The sequence below is a fragment of the Mariprofundus aestuarium genome, assembly GCF_002795805.1.
GTDB classification, from domain to species: domain Bacteria; phylum Pseudomonadota; class Zetaproteobacteria; order Mariprofundales; family Mariprofundaceae; genus Mariprofundus; species Mariprofundus aestuarium.
In genome coordinates this window covers 2,190,332-2,208,871 of the sequence record NZ_CP018799.1, presented here as the reverse complement: position 1 = coordinate 2,208,871, position 18,540 = coordinate 2,190,332, and the positions used below count along the sequence as shown (strand labels likewise).

Annotated in this window: 16 protein-coding genes; 8 read left to right on the top strand and 8 right to left on the bottom strand. The window is 54.6% G+C overall.

The features are described 5' to 3' along the window. The first annotated feature begins 80 nt into the window (after window positions 1-80). Window positions 81-917 (top strand): peptidylprolyl isomerase, encoded by an 837-nt coding sequence (locus Ga0123461_RS12645; RefSeq protein WP_100278316.1) that lies wholly within the window; start codon window positions 81-83, stop codon window positions 915-917. 75 nt (window positions 918-992) lie between these two features. Here Ga0123461_RS12645 and Ga0123461_RS10640 read toward each other — a convergent pair whose 3' ends face one another. The 4 genes from Ga0123461_RS10640 to Ga0123461_RS10625 form a co-directional block, all read right to left on the bottom strand. Next, on the bottom strand, window positions 993-1,508 hold the full coding sequence (locus Ga0123461_RS10640; protein WP_157819316.1) for an RDD family protein: 516 nt from the start codon (window positions 1,506-1,508) through the stop codon (window positions 993-995). A gap of 74 nt (window positions 1,509-1,582) precedes the next feature. Beyond that, window positions 1,583-2,467, bottom strand: a complete 885-nt coding sequence (locus Ga0123461_RS10635; RefSeq protein WP_232710168.1) for a metal ABC transporter permease — start codon at window positions 2,465-2,467, stop codon at window positions 1,583-1,585. Continuing rightward, window positions 2,409-3,206, bottom strand: a complete 798-nt coding sequence (locus Ga0123461_RS10630; protein WP_100278315.1) for a metal ABC transporter ATP-binding protein — start codon at window positions 3,204-3,206, stop codon at window positions 2,409-2,411. The genes Ga0123461_RS10635 and Ga0123461_RS10630 overlap by 59 nt, the downstream gene beginning before the upstream one ends. Further along, window positions 3,203-4,015: a metal ABC transporter solute-binding protein, Zn/Mn family gene (locus tag Ga0123461_RS10625; RefSeq protein ID WP_100278314.1), complete on the bottom strand. Its 813-nt coding sequence runs from the start codon at window positions 4,013-4,015 to the stop codon at window positions 3,203-3,205. Before Ga0123461_RS10625 ends, Ga0123461_RS10630 begins: the two co-directional genes overlap by 4 nt. A gap of 84 nt (window positions 4,016-4,099) precedes the next feature. Here Ga0123461_RS10625 and Ga0123461_RS10620 point away from each other — a divergent pair, with 84 nt between their 5' ends. The 7 genes from Ga0123461_RS10620 (at window position 4,100) to glmM (ending at window position 13,239) form a co-directional block, all read left to right on the top strand. Beyond that, window positions 4,100-6,352 carry a hypothetical protein gene (locus Ga0123461_RS10620; protein ID WP_232710167.1) on the top strand — a complete coding sequence of 751 codons (2,253 nt, stop codon included), beginning with the start codon at window positions 4,100-4,102 and terminating at the stop codon, window positions 6,350-6,352. An 11-nt stretch (window positions 6,353-6,363) separates the two neighbouring features. Beyond that, the gene (gene tilS, locus Ga0123461_RS10615) at window positions 6,364-7,350 is read left to right on the top strand and encodes a tRNA lysidine(34) synthetase TilS (protein ID WP_100278313.1); all 987 of its coding nucleotides are present in this window, start codon (window positions 6,364-6,366) and stop codon (window positions 7,348-7,350) included. 254 nt (window positions 7,351-7,604) lie between these two features. After that, window positions 7,605-9,539, top strand: a complete 1,935-nt coding sequence (gene ftsH / locus Ga0123461_RS10610) for an ATP-dependent zinc metalloprotease FtsH (RefSeq protein ID WP_100278312.1) — start codon at window positions 7,605-7,607, stop codon at window positions 9,537-9,539. Continuing rightward, window positions 9,539-10,426 (top strand): dihydropteroate synthase, encoded by an 888-nt coding sequence (gene folP / locus Ga0123461_RS10605; RefSeq protein ID WP_100278311.1) that lies wholly within the window; start codon window positions 9,539-9,541, stop codon window positions 10,424-10,426. Before ftsH ends, folP begins: the two co-directional genes overlap by 1 nt. Next, the gene (locus Ga0123461_RS10600) at window positions 10,407-11,207 is read left to right on the top strand and encodes a diadenylate cyclase (RefSeq protein WP_232710166.1); all 801 of its coding nucleotides are present in this window, start codon (window positions 10,407-10,409) and stop codon (window positions 11,205-11,207) included. The genes folP and Ga0123461_RS10600 overlap by 20 nt, the downstream gene beginning before the upstream one ends. A gap of 47 nt (window positions 11,208-11,254) precedes the next feature. After that, a complete protein-coding gene (locus Ga0123461_RS10595; protein WP_232710165.1) occupies window positions 11,255-11,899 on the top strand; it encodes a CdaR family protein in 645 nt (214 codons plus the stop codon). Beyond that, a complete protein-coding gene (glmM, locus tag Ga0123461_RS10590) occupies window positions 11,896-13,239 on the top strand; it encodes a phosphoglucosamine mutase (RefSeq protein WP_100278308.1) in 1,344 nt (447 codons plus the stop codon). Before Ga0123461_RS10595 ends, glmM begins: the two co-directional genes overlap by 4 nt. A 49-nt stretch (window positions 13,240-13,288) precedes the next feature. Here glmM and Ga0123461_RS10585 read toward each other — a convergent pair whose 3' ends face one another. From Ga0123461_RS10585 to Ga0123461_RS10570, 4 genes are all read right to left on the bottom strand, one after another. After that, on the bottom strand, window positions 13,289-13,873 hold the full coding sequence (locus tag Ga0123461_RS10585) for a YqgE/AlgH family protein (protein ID WP_100278307.1): 585 nt from the start codon (window positions 13,871-13,873) through the stop codon (window positions 13,289-13,291). Between the two features lie 15 nt (window positions 13,874-13,888). Next, window positions 13,889-14,911, bottom strand: coding sequence for a 4-hydroxythreonine-4-phosphate dehydrogenase PdxA (pdxA, locus tag Ga0123461_RS10580; RefSeq protein ID WP_100278306.1), 1,023 nt, complete (start codon window positions 14,909-14,911; stop codon window positions 13,889-13,891). Between the two features lie 9 nt (window positions 14,912-14,920). Next, entirely contained in the window at window positions 14,921-16,306 is a 1,386-nt protein-coding gene (locus Ga0123461_RS10575) for a peptidylprolyl isomerase (RefSeq protein WP_100278305.1), read from the bottom strand. 119 nt (window positions 16,307-16,425) lie between these two features. Further along, window positions 16,426-18,522: an LPS-assembly protein LptD gene (locus Ga0123461_RS10570; protein ID WP_100278304.1), complete on the bottom strand. Its 2,097-nt coding sequence runs from the start codon at window positions 18,520-18,522 to the stop codon at window positions 16,426-16,428. Window positions 18,523-18,540: the final 18 nt, after the last annotated feature.

The following is an 18,540-nucleotide window of genomic DNA, read 5'->3' as shown; positions in this document are numbered from 1 at the left end:
TCGCAGCAGAGGGCGACGCTACTATGGCTCGGATTATTCACAAATAGTGCAGCGCCCTCGCGCCACTAAAGGGAGAGTCTATGCGACTTCCAGTCACCATTGGATTACTGCTGTTCCTGGCTTCCTGTCAGCAGCAGGATGGCTTGACGCTTAACGGGCCACTTAATCCAAGCCCTGTAGTGGCCACGGTAAATGGTGAGAGTATCCATGAATCCGACATCGATTTTGAACTGGCATCGCTGCCCGATGAGATGGGGCAATACAGAAGTGATCCTCAGGCGCGGGCCCATGTCATGCGCAATCTGATTCGCAGTCACGCGATCAGCCAGAAGGCGAAGCAGCTGGGTTTGGAGCTCGATCCGGGTACGCGTCAGCGGATTGAAAATGCCAGTCGCCAGATTCTGATTGAGGCAGCGAGGCAGTGGCAACTGGCACACATGGAGAAGATTAAGGAGAGTGATATCTCCGCTTATTACAAGCAGCATCTCTCAGATTTTGCTGTGCCGGAGCAGGCGCATGCCCGTCACATCCTTGTCGCGTCTGAAAAGCAGGCAGCGGCGATTATCAAGAAGTTGCGCAGCGGAGTCGATTTTACAGGGCTGGCTGCCAGCCAGTCGCTCGATGACAGCAACAAGTCCCGTGGTGGTGATCTGAACTGGTTCCAGCGTGGTGTGATGGTTAAAGCCTTTGATGATGTAGTCTTCGGGCTGAAGGTGACAGGGATCAGCAAGCCTGTGAAAACCAGTTTCGGCTGGCATGTTATTCAGGTGCTGGGGCGCCGAGCCGCGATGCAGAAGCCGCTGGATGAGGTGCGTGAAGAGGTTGTTGGCATTCTGGAGCGTGAGCAACTCGACCGCTGGTACGCAAGCATTGAGAAAGAGGCCCGGATCAAGGTGATCGATCCGGCATACCGGTAAGATGCTTTCTTACGTGTCCTGTGCATTACCCATAAGAATCTACCTGTCCAATCCGATTCAAACGGTCAATAGCGGTTATTTAAGCCTGAGACGGTAGACGGTGGAGCCGGATAGCAGGTCATGCAGCGCCAGCTTCTCCTTGCTGAGTGTCATCACCAGCAGGCTTAGCGCGGGAATGGATGCGGCAACAAAGAAGAGGAAGTGGCCGGTATCTTTGGTGGCGATGTACCAGAGCGTCATGGCCAGTGCCAGCCAGGTGATTAGCAGGCCGGCAAAGCGGATGCTGGCAGTAAACGGCGTCAGCGGGTCGCCGGTCTCCAGCATGGCGAGCCTGAGCTTCCACGGGCGCATGCCTGTGGTGGCGCCACCTTTAACCCAGAAGCCGATGAAGTAAGCAGCGACGACTGTCAGAAACAGCAACCCTTGCAGCCATTTCGGCGGCGTCATGCCGAACATTTCAACGCTGATGGTGATCGGAATGCCGACCAGCAGCATGGTAACACCGAACAGGATGGTGAGGTCGTAGGCGCTGGCCAGAATGCGGACAATAATGCCTGCTCGTATCCCTTGATCGCGTCTGTTCTCTGTCATGTGTTCCCCCTCCCAATGTGAAGGAAGCAGTGATCTGCACACTGCTTCCACGCAGCCATAGGCTGCCATCCGAATTACTTTTGTGTTCTGGTAGCTGTCGTTATTCCCTTGATGGTCCAGCTGCCCACGAAGAGGCCGCATAGTGCCAGTACAACCGATGCGCCGGAAGGCCATTCATATGCATAGGACCAGATCAGTCCTGCGCATGTGCCCGCAACCGAGAATCCAACCGACAGTAACCACAGACCGGACAGTGATCTGCCCCATAGCCAGGCACAGGCGGCGGGCAGTACCATCAGCCCTGCCGTTAAAACAATGCCGGCAAGTTTGACGCAGAGGATGACGGTCAATCCGACCAGACCGTAAAGCAGCAGGCGCAGCGCGCCGACCGGAAGCCCCGAGGCCTCAGCTGTGACCGCATCAAATGCGATACTCCACCAGGCGCGCGATGCCAGCAGCATGACAATAAGAATCAGGCTGCCGAGAAAATAGAGCCAGTGCCTCTCATTCGCAGATACAGTCAGAATATTACCGAATAGCAGTCCGAACAGATCCACGCGCGTGGTGGTGGCGGTGGAGATCAGCACGATGCCGAGTGCCATGGCACCTGCAAACAGAATGCCTGTGCCCGCATCCTCTGAGATTCCCTGACGTTTTGGCATCAGCGCCAGCAGCAGGGCGATAGCAACGGAAAATACAGTGGCGATGGGAAGCAGTGGTAGGGATAGCGATACAGCGATACCAAGGCCTGCCAGTGAAGCGTGCGAAACGCCGACGGTGAGAAATGACAATCGATGCGCCATCACCATCACCGACATGGAGGCGGTGACCACGGCAATCAGCAGTGCTGGCAGCAGACTGGCAGCCATCACCGGGCTGCTGAGGAAGTCGCTTAGCAGATCAATCATGGTGATGGTCGCCATCCGCGTCGGGGGAGCAGCCGATACAGCCGGCATCATGGGCAACAATCTGAATATGTTCACCATACATCGCACGCCAGATATCATCGGGAATGTTCTCTCCCTTCATGGCGTGGTGGTGAATCTGGCGATTCAGGCAGGCTACCGAGTCGACATGGGAGCTGATGGCAGCAATATCATGCTCCACCATGATCGCACACATGCCAGTCTCATCGCAAAGCCTGCGCAGCAGGCGGAACAGCCGATCCTGACTCACACTGTCCAGCGCTGCAGATGGTTCATCAAGCAGTAGCAGTTTTGGTTTTCTGACCAGTGCGCGAGCAAGGCGCACGCGTTGTCTCTGGCCGCCGGAGAGTTGACGGAAATCGTTGCCTGCCAGTGATTCCATATCGACAAGGGCAAGCGCCTCCATGACCGCGCGCTGATTGTTACCCCAGCTCCATGGCATGGCATAATTGGGCAGTCCCATGGCGACCACGTCGGATACACGCATCGGTAGCCTTGGTTGATGATCATGAAGTTGGTGCAGGAATCCGATCTGTTTAAGCAGGCGGTGGCGGCTGTAACGCGTCAGGCATTCGCCCATCAGGTCGATATGGCCGCCATCTGGATGCGTGAGTCCGGCAATGATGTTGATTAGCGTGCTTTTGCCAGCACCATTAGGACCAACGATGCCCATGAAGTGACCCGCCTCTACATCCAGGCTGATATTATCAAGGATAGGCTTGCTTGTTGGACCGAAACGAAGGTGGCTGACTTTAACGATGCTTGTGCTCATTGCTGCTCAGAAACCTGCTGCAGGTTTTGCAGCATCAGCTGATCCCAGCTTGTGTTGCAGTCAGCCAATGCATCAAGTGTGATATGATGGGGGGCTTGGTAGCTATGTTGTCTCAGCCAGTCCAGCGCACGATTGGTGTGCCCTGCATCGCTGATCAGCCAGGCTCCTGGATGCTCCTCAAGTTGATGCAGTGAGTCATCAAGTGCATGCGGGCCATGTTCATGACCGTGATGTCCGGACTCAAGTACATTCAAAACAGGTACCTGCATATCAACCATCAGTCGTCTCCATGAGGGGTGCTGCATAATCACACCTGATGACCTGACCTGCTCCAATGCCTTTTGCCACTGCTTTTCAATCGCAAAGGTGATGGCGATAGCCTTGTTCAAGTTGCTGTTAAGCGAAACTTCTTGTTGCGGATCCAGTTTGATCAGGGCATTGGCAATGTGGGGCAGGATCAGGCGCACCTCTTTCGGGCTCACCCATCCGTGATCCTTGTCCGGCCAGATATCGAGCACATTTTCATGGTTGGGCGGTAGTGGCCAGCCGCCATCATCGAATGAACTGCGAATCAACAGTCGGCTTTTGGCCAGTTTTTCAATGGTGCGCGGTTGCATCTGGAAATGGTGTGGATCAGCGCCGGTTGGCAGCAGGCACATGACCTCAGCCTTATTATCCAGCATTTTTACCAGGCCAGCCAATGGCGGTAGTGTGGCTGCGATCTCTGCAGCAGAAACCATGAATGGCGCTGTCAAAAGAAGCATCAGGGGTAAAGTGAGCTTGGCAATGGTGTGTAAAGCAGCTGGCATGGGGCAATGCTAGCATGTTACCGGAAAAGTCCATCTATGGATTTGTCTGCCCCATGTGAAAGGCTATCGCGCCTTGATTATCTAATGAAATATAAGGAAACTGCCAAGCCTATGATTTCACCTGACTACTTTGACTTCCGCTGGAGCTGGTATACACCTGTTCTGAACAGGCAGGAGAGGCCTGCTGATCACTGTGCTGTGGAGGTGCGGCGTCTGCCGATCCACATGGCCGGACGGGATGCCGGAGAATATATTCCCTTTGCTGTTCAGGCTGATGTCGAGAATGCGCTCAAGATTTCGCTGCGCAGGCTTCAGGATTATGCTGTCCGGTACATGGTTCGCGGTGAAAAGGTCTCAGCGCATACGCTGCCACCGATGGATGCCAAGGTTCGTGCGATGGTGGCCTATCTGCGCAAGCAGAATCCGCACCTCTCGCGCGACCTGCTGCACCACTGGTGTGCCGAGCAGCAGGGGGCTGCTGCTCTTCTGAATGTTTGCGAGGTGCTCTGGGAGCAGGGTTGGAAGCAGGATCAAGCCGATGCGGCCCCATGGGTTCCTGCCGTGAACGTGTTGCTTCTGCGGTTGATCAGGACGGCCATTGCCGCGCTTCCAGACGAGGAGGGCGCGACCACCAACCATGTCATGCTCTGCGTGGTTGGCGGACTCTATGTCTGGGCGCTACAGGAGTTTCTCAAACGCTATCTCGAAGGTGTTGTGGAGGTGGCGCGAATATCAAACTATGAAGCGATGATGCTGCCTGTGACGCCAATGGTGTTCTTGCGCCATCAGCCCGCTTCAACGCTTCTGGCGGACGATAGTCGATTGATCAGAATCTACGGCCTGGAGCCGGAAATAGTGCCTCAGATGCGCTATCTGAGCGATAAAGTCGGAGCTAGGAATGACGGTGGCATTTTATCACTGCTGGCCAGGGATAAGATGGGAGCGCATCTGTTGCGGCGTACCTGGGCGCGACTGTCGCTCTGGAAGCTGGCGATGAAAAGCGGGCATGGTGGATGGATGCGTTGGGTGCTTGATGCCAAGCGGTTGGATCAACTGCTGGGCGGGCAGGTGAAGCTGGATGCGGCTGCGCTTGCCAACCTGCAAGCCAACAGCGATGAGCCGGTAGCTGTATGGCTGTTGACGCAGCTGCAGGGAGGCAGGGCAGCCAAAAATGGTGATGAGCCATGGCTGCGAGATAAGATCACGCTGATGGCATTCAGGGTGTTCGAAGAGGATGTCCGGGTTGAGGTTGCTCGCCGCAAGGCGGAAAGCTCGTGGATGGATTGCAAGGCAGATCTGGTATCTCCAGGAAAACAGCGTACAGGGTTAGTCGGCATCAGCGAGGTGAGGGCGCAGGCAGGGTTGCGTGGCGGCCGGAATGCCGATGGTGAAAAACGACTGATAGAGGCGTGGCTGGAGGGAGAGTTGGTGCTGATCCAGTCCGATGTCACCAAGGCGCTGCACAGTGGCCGGACGCTTTCTCTGCGACATGGCTGCATGCGGGTGGAGTGGTCGGACTATCTGGCGCGAGTATGTACGCTGACTGGTTTCAAGACCTCCCGTTTCCTTGATGATCGCTTTATGCCCGGTTTCTTTGCGATAGTTGAGGGCAGGGATGACCTGTTCCTCGATGAGTGCTCTGGCTCTGGATGTATGCTGCGCGGCTCGATTCTGTCCCTTATAGATGCAGCACTGCAGCTACGTGAACAGTTGCGCCTGCTCCACCTGGATCTTGTCGGAGGGGCGGATGCAGGGGGCGGAACAGACAGCCTTCCAAAAGTGACAATGTGCATGGATATGACTGGCGAGTGGGCTTTCAGTGAAATAAAACATTCTAAATCAGGCGCGCATCGCATCGTCTTCTCGTTGGCGGTGTCTCAGGTTGAGGCGGGCATTGCCAGGGATGCAGGCGTGGCGCACATGATTCGGGCTCGTGACGAGATGCTGAATCAGCGACCGATTGGCAGTGTGAATGTCGAGTCGATCAACATCGGCTCGGGGGAAGCTGTACAGATTTTCTATAACGCAGGCATTGCTTTGACCGCATCGGCGATGAAAGAGTTGACCGGCGCACTGCGCCATAAAGCGAAGATTTATGAGTATCGACCCACTGCCTCTCAGGTGGAGGGGGTGCTTGACGGTTTCCGTTTGCCGCTGTGTGGGTTGGAGTTGCTGGCGATTCAAAGGTCTGCTGAAAAGGGTGGGCCTCCACTGCTGCTGATGAAGGTGGGCAGGCCAAATCTGGGAGGTGTGGATGTCGAACTTTACGAACTTCTCGATGGGTGCACAGATGCGGCCCGACTGATCGTTGAAAAAGGTATGGCGCGCTGGCAATGAACCTGGAGAGAATGTCCACAAGGTTTGCAGGATGGTTAGGCGGCTCCAATCGCTCTGTTCTACCGCACAAGGTTGCCGTTGGCTGGTCAGGCGGTGCCGATTCAACAGCCCTGTTGCTAGCCCTGAAGGTCTCCGGCCATGACGTTGTTGCCTGGCACGTTGACCATGGTTGGCGCGATTCCTCCCGGCATGAGAGTGCGATCCTTGCAGGGCGGGCAAGTCGATGGGGCATTCCTTTTTATAGCGCCAGACTTTCCGCCGCGGGAGAAGCGAATCGCGAGGCAGAGGCGCGGCGCGGAAGGTTAGAGCAGTTTTTGCGGTGGAGTAGTGAGCTTGATGTAACAACGCTCTGCCTTGCCCATCAGCTCGACGATCAGGCTGAAACGGTATGTATGCGATTGCTGCAGGGGGCGGGGGCCGGAGGTTGTCGCGGCATGCAGCAGGAGCGGATGCATCATGGACTGCGAATTGTGCGCCCGCTGCTGCATGTTTCAGGGGCAGAGCTGCGTGAAGCTCTGAGGCTGGCGGGGGCAGAGTGGTTCGAAGACCCCAGTAATAGCGACATGAGTATCTGGCGCAACCGCATTCGGCACGGCCTTTTCCCACGCATGGCTGCTGCTGGCGTGGCTCCTGAACTGCTGTTTATGCGCTGGCAGAAGCAGGCTGAGCGAGTTGCAGTGCATCTGGACGCAGGCGCGGATGTGGTTCTGAAAAACAGTAGCAGCCCGGCAAAAAATAATGATGGTGTGGTGAGGCTCTCATGGAGACAGTGGGTTGACTGTCCGGCAGCGGTTCGTGCCAGAGTGCTGCAGCGGATGATGGCCACTGCACTTGGCGATGGGGTGACGCCAGGGCGCAGGCATATTGTGCTGGTGGAGCAGTGGACTTCTCGCAATGGACGCGGTGGGCTCGACCTCTCCGGCTGCCGACTGCAGCGGAGGAAAGGAGACTTGCATCTGCTGCCGACAACGTCAGTTTGCGCATGTCATCATGGATGATCGGGCTTTTTTTTCAGGGTACCCTTCGTGCTGATGCCTGTCAGAGGTTGAATCCGGGATCTTGCGCCCCTATTGAACAGACGAAGATAATATTATGGTTTTTAATCTTCTTTTCATGCAATTTAATGACGCTTGCGTGAAATGGTTTGAAATTCATCCCACGGCTAAGGGATAAATAGTTTGGAATTCATCCCGCTGATAAGGGAAAATGGTTTGAAACTCATCCCCCATATGGGATAAAAAGGATAGATTGAATGAGTAAGAATTTAATACTGTGGCTGGTTATTGGTGTGACGATGATGAGCCTGTTCAACATGTTTTCGGCGCCAATGACGAAGGCAAACAAAATGGCTTACTCTACCTTTATCGAAAAGGTGGATAAGGGCATGGTCGAGTCGGCCAACCTTAGAGAAAATCAGGCTATCGGCCAGTATCGTGACAACTCTGGTGAGTTGAAAAATTACGATGTAACCATTCCCGCAAACGATCCAGCGCTTACCCAGCGCCTGATCGATCAGCATGTTGTGGTAAATGTGAAAGCTGAGGATGAGGTGCCATTTATTCTTTCGGTGCTTATCTCCTGGTTCCCTATGCTGCTGCTGATTGCTGTCTGGGTCTTCTTTATGCGCCAGATGCAGGGTGGCGGCAAAGGCGGCGCTATGGGTTTCGGCAAGAGCAAGGCCAAGCTGCTCAATGAGAATACTGCCCGGGTAACCTTTGAAGATGTTGCTGGTTGTGATGAAGCCAAGCAGGAGGTCACAGAGGTGATCGAATTCCTGCGCGATCCTTCCAAATTCACCAGGCTGGGTGGAAAGATTCCTAAAGGCGTATTGCTGGTGGGCCCTCCGGGTACAGGTAAAACCTTGCTGGCGCGCGCTATTGCCGGTGAAGCAGAGGTGCCATTTTACTCAATCTCAGGCTCAGACTTTGTGGAGATGTTTGTTGGTGTGGGCGCCTCACGTGTGCGTGATATGTTCGAGCAGGCCAAGAAAAGTGCTCCATGTATTATCTTTGTGGATGAGATTGATGCCATGGGCCGTCATCGCGGCGCTGGTATCGGTGGTGGTAATGATGAGCGCGAGCAGACATTGAATCAGATGCTGGTTGAGATGGATGGCTTTGAATCCAATGAAGGAGTTATTCTGGTAGCTGCTACCAACCGTCCTGATGTACTCGATCCAGCACTGCTGCGCCCGGGTCGTTTCGACCGTCAGGTTGTTGTGCCGCGTCCGGATCTGCTGGGTCGCGACCAGATCCTGAAGGTTCATATGCGCAAGGTTCCACTCTCCAGTGATGTTGATACCAAAGAGCTGGCGCGTGGTACGCCTGGCTTCTCGGGTGCGGATCTGGCCAACTTGGTCAATGAGGCGGCGTTGAATGCTGCCCGCTTTGATCGTGATAAGGTGACTCGTGCCGATTTTGAAACGGCAAAAGATAAGGTAATGATGGGAACTGAACGTCGCTCCATGTTGATCTCCGATGATCAGAAGGAAACGACGGCATACCATGAGGCTGGGCACACGCTGGTGGCCAAGTACCTGAAACATGCAGACCCGGTGCATAAGGTGAGCATTATTCCTCGTGGTCAGGCATTGGGTATTACCATGCAGATGCCGGAGGAGGATAAGTTCAACCATGATAGGGAGTACCTGCGTGACCAGATCTCCATTATGATGGGTGGGCGCCTTGGTGAAGAGCTGGTATTGGGGCAGATGACTACCGGCGCATCCAATGATTTCGAGCGAGCAACACAGCTGGCTCGCAACATGGTGACCCAGTGGGGCATGTCGGATGAAATGGGGCCGATGGTCTACGGTGAGCGTGAACATGAGCCGTTCCTGGGGCGTGAAATCACCCGTCAGACCAATATCTCGGAAGAGACTGCGCGCAAGATCGATATCGTGGTGCGCCAGTTGATTGAAGAGAACTACAACCGTGCCAAGAAGATTCTCGAAGATCATATGGATCAGCTGCACCTGCTGGCTAAGGGGTTGATCAAATATGAGACCCTTGATACGACCGACATTGATCGCATCATGGAGGGCAAAGAGCCTTTGCTGATCAAGGAGTTTGAGCAGAAACCCTCATCTCCGAAGGCGCCACCACATGAGCCATCTGCCAAGGTGGATATTGGTGAGGATAGCAAAGAGAGCAAGCCGTCCGACGGTGAGGCTGGACAGGCGAGCTAATGACTTCGCGCTGGCAACGTCCTGCCAATGGTGATGTTTGGATTATGGGGGTGCTTAATTGCACCCCCGATTCGTTTTCGGACGGAGGTAGCTTCGTTGATGTGGAAAAGGCTGTAACGCATGGTCTGACTATGAAGGCCTCTGGTGCTGCCATTGTTGATGTCGGTGGCGAATCGACCCGGCCGGGCTCCAGGCCGGTGGCGCTTGAGGATGAGCTGCAGCGGGTGATTCCGGTTGTAAAGGGGCTGGTAGCGGCCGGCTGTCTTGTCTCTATCGATACCATGAAGGCTGAGGTGATGTCTCAGGCCGTTGAGGCGGGCGCTGGGATGGTCAACGATGTTTCCGCCCTGATCCATGATGCAGATAGCTTGCGGGTGGTTGCTGAGAGCGGTGTGGATGTATGTCTGATGCATATGCAGGGAGCCCCTGAAACAATGCAGCAGAACCCCAAATACAGTGGTGTGCTTGATGAGGTTGCTCTTTTTTTTGAGCAGCGGATTGAATCCTGTCTGAAGGCAGGTGTTGCTGAATCATCGATCCTGCTTGATCCGGGGATCGGGTTTGGCAAGCGTCTGGAAGATAATCTGGCTTTGATTCGGGGGATCTCCGAGTTCAAAAGGCGCTTCTCTATGCCTGTTCTTCTCGGTGTGTCGCGCAAATCGTTTATAGGGCAGCTAACCGGTAGTCCTGTCGAAGATCGGGAGATCGAAACTGCAGTGGCCGGAGCCATTGGTATCCTGCAGGGCACTGACATTGTGCGAGTACATGATGTTTCTCTGCAGGCAAGAGCAATCAGGATGGCATCTGCGCTTTCCACGCTTGCAACCGGCCCTGATGCATCTATTCTGAGGGATATGGAAGCGATGGATGTTCGAACAAATGGATAGCTGGCAATTTGGACTTGTAGACCTGCTGGATGTTTCAGTGGTTGCCGTCGTCGTCTACTTTTTCCTGCGCCTGATTCGGGGGACGCGCGCCGTCCAGATGCTGATCGGCATTGCCATTGTGGCGCTGACCTATCAGCTGGCTCGTGCCTTTGGTCTGTTTACCGTCGAGTGGATGTTCGGCCACTTTTTCTCAGCATTTATGGTGATTCTTGTCGTTCTGTTTCAGCAAGAGATTCGTCGTGCACTGATGCGTGTGGCGGCAAATCCGCTTGCCTCGACAAGCCTGGCAACAGATGAGGTACTTGAGGCACTTGTTGAGTCTGCCTTTTCTCTGGTGCATCGTGGCTGGGGTGGCTTGATAGTGATTGAGCGTGAGACCGGGTTGCGGCACCTTTTTGAGTCGGGTGTGGAGCTGGATGCGCCGCTTCGTCCCGACATTGTTCAGGCGCTGTTCTGTCCTGATGCGCCGATGCATGATGGTGCCGTGATTGTCTGCAGGGATGCACATGGCGGTCGCATTGTAGCTGCACGTGTTCTGTTGCCACTGGCCCAGGCCAATGCCGTGCCTGGTGATTATGGCACACGCCACCGCGCAGCAGTTGGGCTTTCCGAGGAGACAGATGCTCTTGTTGTCGTTGTCTCCGAGGAGAGAGGACAGGTGCATCTGGTTGAAGGGGGGCAGATCGGTGCTGCAATGAGCAGCCTTGAGATGCGCCAGGCACTTAACATGAAGCTCTCCTCTGTAGCGGCTGCTCCTGGCCAGAGTGTGGGTAAAGCCTGATGGTCTTAATGGGGTTCTTGCGCAGTTATAAGCTGCATCTCTGGGCAATGATTATTTCTGTTGCGCTATGGCTGCAGGTGCATGGCCAGGGTGAAGGCTCTGCAAGCCTTGAAGTTCCGTTGCAGGTTGAGGGACTGCCTGCTGACATGGTGATTGTAAACGACCTGCCTGATCATGTCCGCGTGACGGTTAAAGGGCTACAGAGCCGGTTGAAGGATCTGCGCCAGAAGGCGTTAACCATGCCACTGGATGTCTCCGATATTACAACGCCGGGTGTTGTGGCTAGGTCTCTTCAGCTGACAGCACTGGCGGTGCCTGCAGGTGTGCGTATTGAGAAGGTGCAGCCTGACCGGATTGAGCTGCAGGTGGACAGGGTCATCACGCGCTCAATGCCACTGCATGCCCACTTTGAGCTGCCTGAAGGCTGGAAGGTGAGGCTGGTCTCAATTGTGCCCATTGAGGTTGAGTTGGCAGGGCCGGAAGTGTGGCTGGACAGCTTGAGTAAGGTTGAAACCACTCCGATCAGGCCAGAGTTAAAGAACGGATTGTTCAGAGTGAAAACGGGTGTTGAGAGCCCGTCCGGTAAAGCTATTCGGCTGGTGGACAGCAAGGTAGAGATTGAAGTGAAGGGTGAGCTTCTTCAAATAGAGGCACCTGTGATTCCCAATGACTTAACTGGAGGAAAGAAATGAGGCGTTACTTTGGAACCGACGGTGTGCGGGGAACCGTAAACAAGACGCCGATGACTGCTGAATTTTCCCTCTCTTTGGGTCGTGCTGCGGGTCATGTGCTTACCCGTCATCTGGATCATAAGCCGCATATTCTTATCGGTAAGGACACGCGCCTTTCCGGTTATATGATTGAATCAGCACTTTGTGCCGGATTGACTGCTCAGGGAATGAATGTGTTGCTGGTTGGGCCGGTTCCGACCCCTGCAGTGGCCTACCTGACCCGCAGCCTCAGGGCTGATGCGGGTGTGATGCTCTCCGCATCGCATAATCCCGCTGGCGATAATGGCATAAAGTTCTTTGCCGCAGATGGCTTCAAGCTGCCTGATGAGGTGGAGCTTGAGATTGAGGCGTGTCTGGATGCACTGCCACCACTGCCGCCTGCATTGGAGATCGGTAAGGCTGCGCGTGTCGATGATGCACGTGGCCGTTACATAGAGTTCCTCAAAGGCTCCTTGCCTAAAGGGCTGCGCCTTGATGGCTTGAAGGTCGTTGTCGACTGCGCCAATGGCGCAGCCTATGACGTTGCACCCCGGATATTGCATGAACTGGGGTGCAATGTGATCAGCATGCACGTCGAGCCGGATGGTTATAATATCAATCGGGAGTGCGGATCAACCTATCCAGAGCACATGATACGCCGTGTGGTAGAGAGCGGGGCAGATGTGGGGCTGGCTCTTGATGGTGATGCGGACCGCCTGATCGCCTGTGATCAGAATGGGCAGATTATCGACGGTGACCGTGTGATAGCAATCCTTGCCGAGCACGAACATCGTCACGGACAGCTGAGTGGCGGCGGGGTTGTAACCACCCTCATGAGCAATATGGGGCTTGAGAGATATCTTGGTTCCATGGGGCTGGAGATGTTCCGGGCCGATGTGGGTGACCGCTATGTGCTGGAGATGATGCGCGATAAAGGATGCAATCTTGGTGGTGAACAGTCCGGCCATATGATCCTGCTTGACCACAATACGACCGGTGATGGCCTGATGACAGCGCTGCAGCTGCTTACGGCGATGACCGAACAGCAGAAACAGCTCTCGGAGATGGCTGCGGGCATGGAGCTATTCCCCCAGAAGCTGTGGAATATTGTCATGCCTGAACGCCGGGATGTGCTGGCTGATACCCAGGTTCAGGCACTCATCCGTGATGCTGAAGAGAGTCTTGGCAGTGAGGGGCGAGTAAATGTTCGCATGTCAGGCACTGAGCCGAAATTGCGTATCATGGTTGAGGCCTCCGATGAGGAGTTGATGCAGAGTGTTGGTAATGCATTGGTGCAGGCGATAAATACGAGGGTTTGCTGACGACTCGATTATAGAAAAGGCGGGCTGAGTTTCAGAATAGGGGCAGAATCTAGGCGTGGCCGATCTGATCTGAGAGTTGCTCCCGGCGATCAATGCCCATGCAACGTGCGCCAAATGCCCATCGCTGCTCCGGAGGCTCCTGAAAAACAATATGGCGGCTGGAAGGTGCAATAAGCCAGTCATTGTCAGTCAGCTCCTGTTCGAGTTGCCCTGCTCCCCAGCCCGCATAGCCGAGGATAAGCATGTAGTGTTCGGGGCCTTCGCCGCGTGCCAGCTCTTCCAGTACATCACGGGATGAGGTCAGGTTCAGCTCTTCAGATATCTGCATGGTCGATTCGTAAATATGCCAGCTGTCATGCAGCACAAAGCCACGAAATGAATCTACAGGCCCTCCTTCAAAAACATGCTGAATCCCTGCCTCTTCTGCTGCATTCGACGGAGTTTCCCCTTCAATTTCAATGCCGAGGTCTTCAAGGACATCGGGAACAGTGATCTGCTGCGGGCGATTGATAATCAATCCCATGCCGCCTTCACCATCATGATGGCATACGAGCACGACTGTATCGGCAAAGCTGGGATCATGCAGGGATGGGGTGGCTAGTAGCAGCTGGCCTGCAAGTTCATTGATCTGCATATCCACCTCCTGCGTTTATGCGTGACGAGTCATTCTCTTGGCCATGGCAATGGCGGCGAGAAGACTTGATGAAGATACGTTCTCCTTGCCGACAAGGTCAAGCGCAGTGCCGTGATCGACACTGGTTCGTACAAATGGCAGGCCGAGCGTGATATTAACTGCATCGCCAAAGCTTAAGGCTTTGATCGGAATCAGAGCTTGATCATGGTAGCAGCATACAATGGCATCGAAGTTTTTCCTGTTGGTTGCAGAGAAAAGGGTATCAGCAGGAAAAGGGCCGGAGACATTGATCCCTTCTGAGGTGGCAATAGATGCTGCTGGCCCGAGAATCTCCAGCTCCTCACTGCCAAAGTGACCCTGCTCGCCAGCATGAGGGTTAAGTCCGCATAACCCAATCCTGGGCTCAGTAATGCCGAAGCGTTCTTTCAGGTCATGGTGGACAATGCGCAGGCAGTCGAGGGTCGCCTGAATGGAGAGTGAGCCCGGGACCTTGCTGAGTGCCATGTGGGTGGTGAGCAGCGCAACACGCAACGTTTCTGATGCCAGCATCATGACAAAATCTATTGGGTCTGTTTCGTGTAACTCTTGCGGACGGGAGAGGTGGGCGAGGAATTCGGTGTGGCCAGGGAATTGAAACCCTTGGGCTTTCAGGATTGCCTTCTCGATCGGGCCGGTCACCAGCGCAGCGGCCCGGTCATTCAGGCACGCTATTGTCGCACTCTCTATACATTGAATGACCGCCAGAGCTGTGGATGGCGAAGGTGCTCCAGCAGTGACTGGGCCGCATGGGGTGCTGGCAAGAGGGTTCCAGCATCGTATTTGGTGTTGCTCAGTTTCATATTTCTCAGCTTCACTTAAAGAGAAAAACTCTTTGAAGCTTAGCTTTATATTGATACTTTTAGCGCGCTCCTCCAACCAGCAGGATGGGGAGACAACAATACAGTCCTGAAAAGCCGAAGGGGTGTCTGACAGGGCGCGGATGATGCAGTCCGGGCCAATGCCGGCAGGTTCTCCGACAGTAATTAAATAAGGCTTCATCGGCGTGCGCTATTTTTCAGTGGTGCCAGGAGCATCCTGCGCAGATTTCTGAGTTGGAGATTTTGGCTCGGCTGGCAGCGGCAGGGCGTCAAGGCTGCTGCAGTCCCGGATTTCGATATTGGCGCTGGACTTCAGTCCTTCAATCCAGCGGGGAAGCCTCTCCTGCATATCAACATTGGTCAAAATCTGCGTGATATTATCCCGGTGAGCCTCCAGTGAGTTCGGGTCAACATGTCTTTTGGCAACGGTGCGTATAATGTGAAGTCCAAAGCTGGACTCGACAACACCACTGGTTTCTCCTGCATTAAGCGCAAAGGCACTCTCCTCAAAGACAGGAACCATCATACCACGTCGGAACCAGCCGAGATCACCACCCTGGCTGGCGCTGGGGCCTTGTGAGGACTCCTTGGCACGAGCGATGAACTCCTCGTCGCTGGCACCGTTCATCGCAACGGCAATTCTCTCCGCACGCTGGCGAATCTTTAAACGTGTTTTGTCATCACTGAAGGAGGGGATCTGAAGCAGAATGTGCCTGGCATGGACCTCGTCATAGCTTTCGCCTGTAGCTTCGGGCTCCTTCCAGCGCTCTTGCACTGCTTTAAGAATATGGAAGCCAGAAGGGGACCTTATGGGGTGAGTAACAGCACCAATAGGCAGCTCCAGTGCAGGGGTGAAACGCTGAGAAATACCGCCTTCCATGAACCAGCCCATGATGCCGTCCTGCTGGCGCTCTGGAGACTCGGAGTAAAGTGCCACCAGCTGCCTGAACGCCTTTCCGGCGGATAGCTGAGCATGGATGTCGTGTGCTTTGTTGCGAGCAAGGGTGACCTCTGCAGGAGATGGCTCACTGGATAGAGGGATGAATATCTGGGCCAGCTGCACTTCCCTACGTGGTTTTGGATTGGCCAGGTGTTTACGGTGGTATTCGCGTAGTGCTTCTTCACTGATGTTTACTTTACTTCGCACAGCAACATTAATCAGCTTACCGACCAGAATCTGATCCCGAAGTTTGTTTTTGTATTCGTCAAAATCCATGCCCTGCATGGCGAGTGCTTGTTCAAGCTGGCCCGGCATCAGATTGTTCTGGCGCTCTGTATTCTGAACGGCCTGCTCAACCTCTTCATGGCTTACAGTGAGTTCAAGCTTGGCTGCTTCCTGCTGCTGGAGGGTATTGACGATTTTGCTCTCCAGAATGCGGCGGCCTATCTCTGCGCGTGAGGCCTGTTGCTCAGCACCGCTGGCTTTCAGCTGTTTAAGCGCATCGTTGGTCTCACGCTGAATATCGTAACAGGAGATCGCTTCGTGATTGATGACTGCTGCGATCGAGTCAAAGGTTTCCGCCCTGGCGGCTGAGACTGTCATCAGTATCGCTGTCAGCAAAATGGTGAAACGCATGGAACCTCCACTGGGTGTTTGTTGCGAACGGCTTAAATCAGCGGAATGAGAGTGCTGAATTTTCCGGTTGATGGGCTTTATGAAGCCTTACTTCCAGTGCTGGGAAGTAAGGGGAACTATCACGAACCGACGCTACCGAGTCCCTTGAATTCAAGCAAGATTCGGAAGCCATAGCTGGCTGCAGCATTTGTTCCTGTGGGGCGGTTGGTGCGATATCCCTCAACGCCCATAGTCCAGCATGGGTGCTGATATTTCAGTTCGACTGAGGTCTGCTGGGAGAGTTTCAACAGGGTGTCGTACTGCCAGTTGGCAGCAACATGCCAGCGATCGGTTATGCGAAGGCTGCCGTTTGCGCTGATTGTTTGTGCTCTGGTGGTGTACCTTGAATCGGTATAAGCATAACCAATATTCAGAGCGTTGCCGCTGGAGCTGTAGAGGCCTGCATTGGCATGGCCTGTAGCCCAGTAGCGGTCAGCCGGGTTGTACTGGCCTCTGGCGGATAGATGGAATCCAGCTGCAGGATGCCAGATGGCCTCTGCGAGAAGGTTGGAGAAGGGGCGCGTTGGTGCTGCCTGCAGGGCGGGGTCGACACTTACCCTACGCTGATCGTAAGAGGCACCACCGCGGAGAATGAGAAGGTCCCGGGCTGCCTGTTCCGCATCGGATTTATGTTGCAGGCGACTCTCCAGTACCATGCTGATGCGATTGCTCTTCTCAATGCGGTCGAAACCGGCAAAACGATTGCCTGAGAGCAGACTGCTCCATGTCAGTTGTCCGAAGCCCGAATCAAAATTGGGCAGTGTGCTCTGGTCAGGGGCATCGATATAGTCATAACGCAGAATCGGGGAAAGGGTGTGCCGCCAGGTGCGCTCGCTACTGATGCGCTCGAAATCACTGCGAATCTCCAGACTGGCCTCTTTTGTTGAACGGGTAGGAAGTCTGTCGGCGAGGTTAGTTTGCTGCAGCCAGTAACGGGTGTGATGACTGCCGAACTGCAGGTTCGCAGAAATACCGCCCCCTGCAAGCTGCCATGGGATCTCAATGTAGGGGTGCAGATCCATGCGCCAGCCATCTACACCTATTTTTCTGTCAAAACGCGTGGTCTGCTGATCAAGGTGAAAAAGAAGGTTCGGGGTCACTTCCCACTGCATGTTACTTGCTGCTCTTGGCAGGATCTGCAGTGTGGTTTTGTTGTTTGCCAGAAGCAGATTCTGCTGGTGGCGGGCCTGCAGTAGCCAGTTGCCTGTGAGGCCATCTAAGGCGATCCCCTGCGATAGGGTGGCGTGGCTGCTCAGGTAACGGGCGCTGATACTTTCCTCTGTGGCATAATCAGCCAGGTAATCGGGGTCACTTACATAATTACCCTCAGCATCGAAAGCGAGGTTTGCGGGCAGTTTCCAGTGAACCTCTCCATCATAATGATAGCGCTGTTTATTCACAAAAGTGTCATCAATGATAGCGCCATGGATTTTCTCGTGCCCCCATCCTGAAATATGTCGCCACTCGGCATCGCTCATTACACCGCGCGCACTCATCCAGTGGGGGGTTAACGTGAGGTCCCAGTTCGGGTCCATTGCCAGATAGAGTGGCACGGCGACTTCCGTGCCGCGCCTTTTTCCAGAAGCGACAGTGGGCATGAGAAGTCCCGATTTGCGGCGTTGCGGTTGTTGCCACCATGGTGTGTAAAACACGGGAACTTCCCAGACCTCAAAGGTTCCGTGGTGCGTAGTCAGGCTGCCATCTTCCTGGTCCAGCAGTGCTTTGCTGGCTGCGATCCGCCACGACTCCTCATCAATCGGACATGCCGAGAAGGTAAGCTCCTCGGCCTCAAATCGCTGGTCATCAATGCGCCTGACCCGTTCGGCAACCAGTCGTTCACCCCCGGGAAGTATGATCGTTGCCTTGTTCAGGTTGCCGGTTTTACTGTTGGTCTGCATCACGGCATCTTCAGCGTGGATTGTCGCCTGAGGTGATTCGATCACCACATGGCCACGCGCCTCCAGAATCTGCTGCTGGCTGCGGTAGAGCACCTCATCTGCACTCAGGGTTTCACTTCCCCTTTTAATGACTACATTGCCTTTGGCAACGATCACACCATCTGCAGTACGGGAAATCTCATCAGCAGCAATATCTACGGGCGCGGCAAAAGCGTTGCTTGCCAGAAGAGACAGGGAGAGAGCGATGGCGATATGGAGCAGGCGGGGCAGCAGTGGCATGGGGAGGCAAGCTATCTG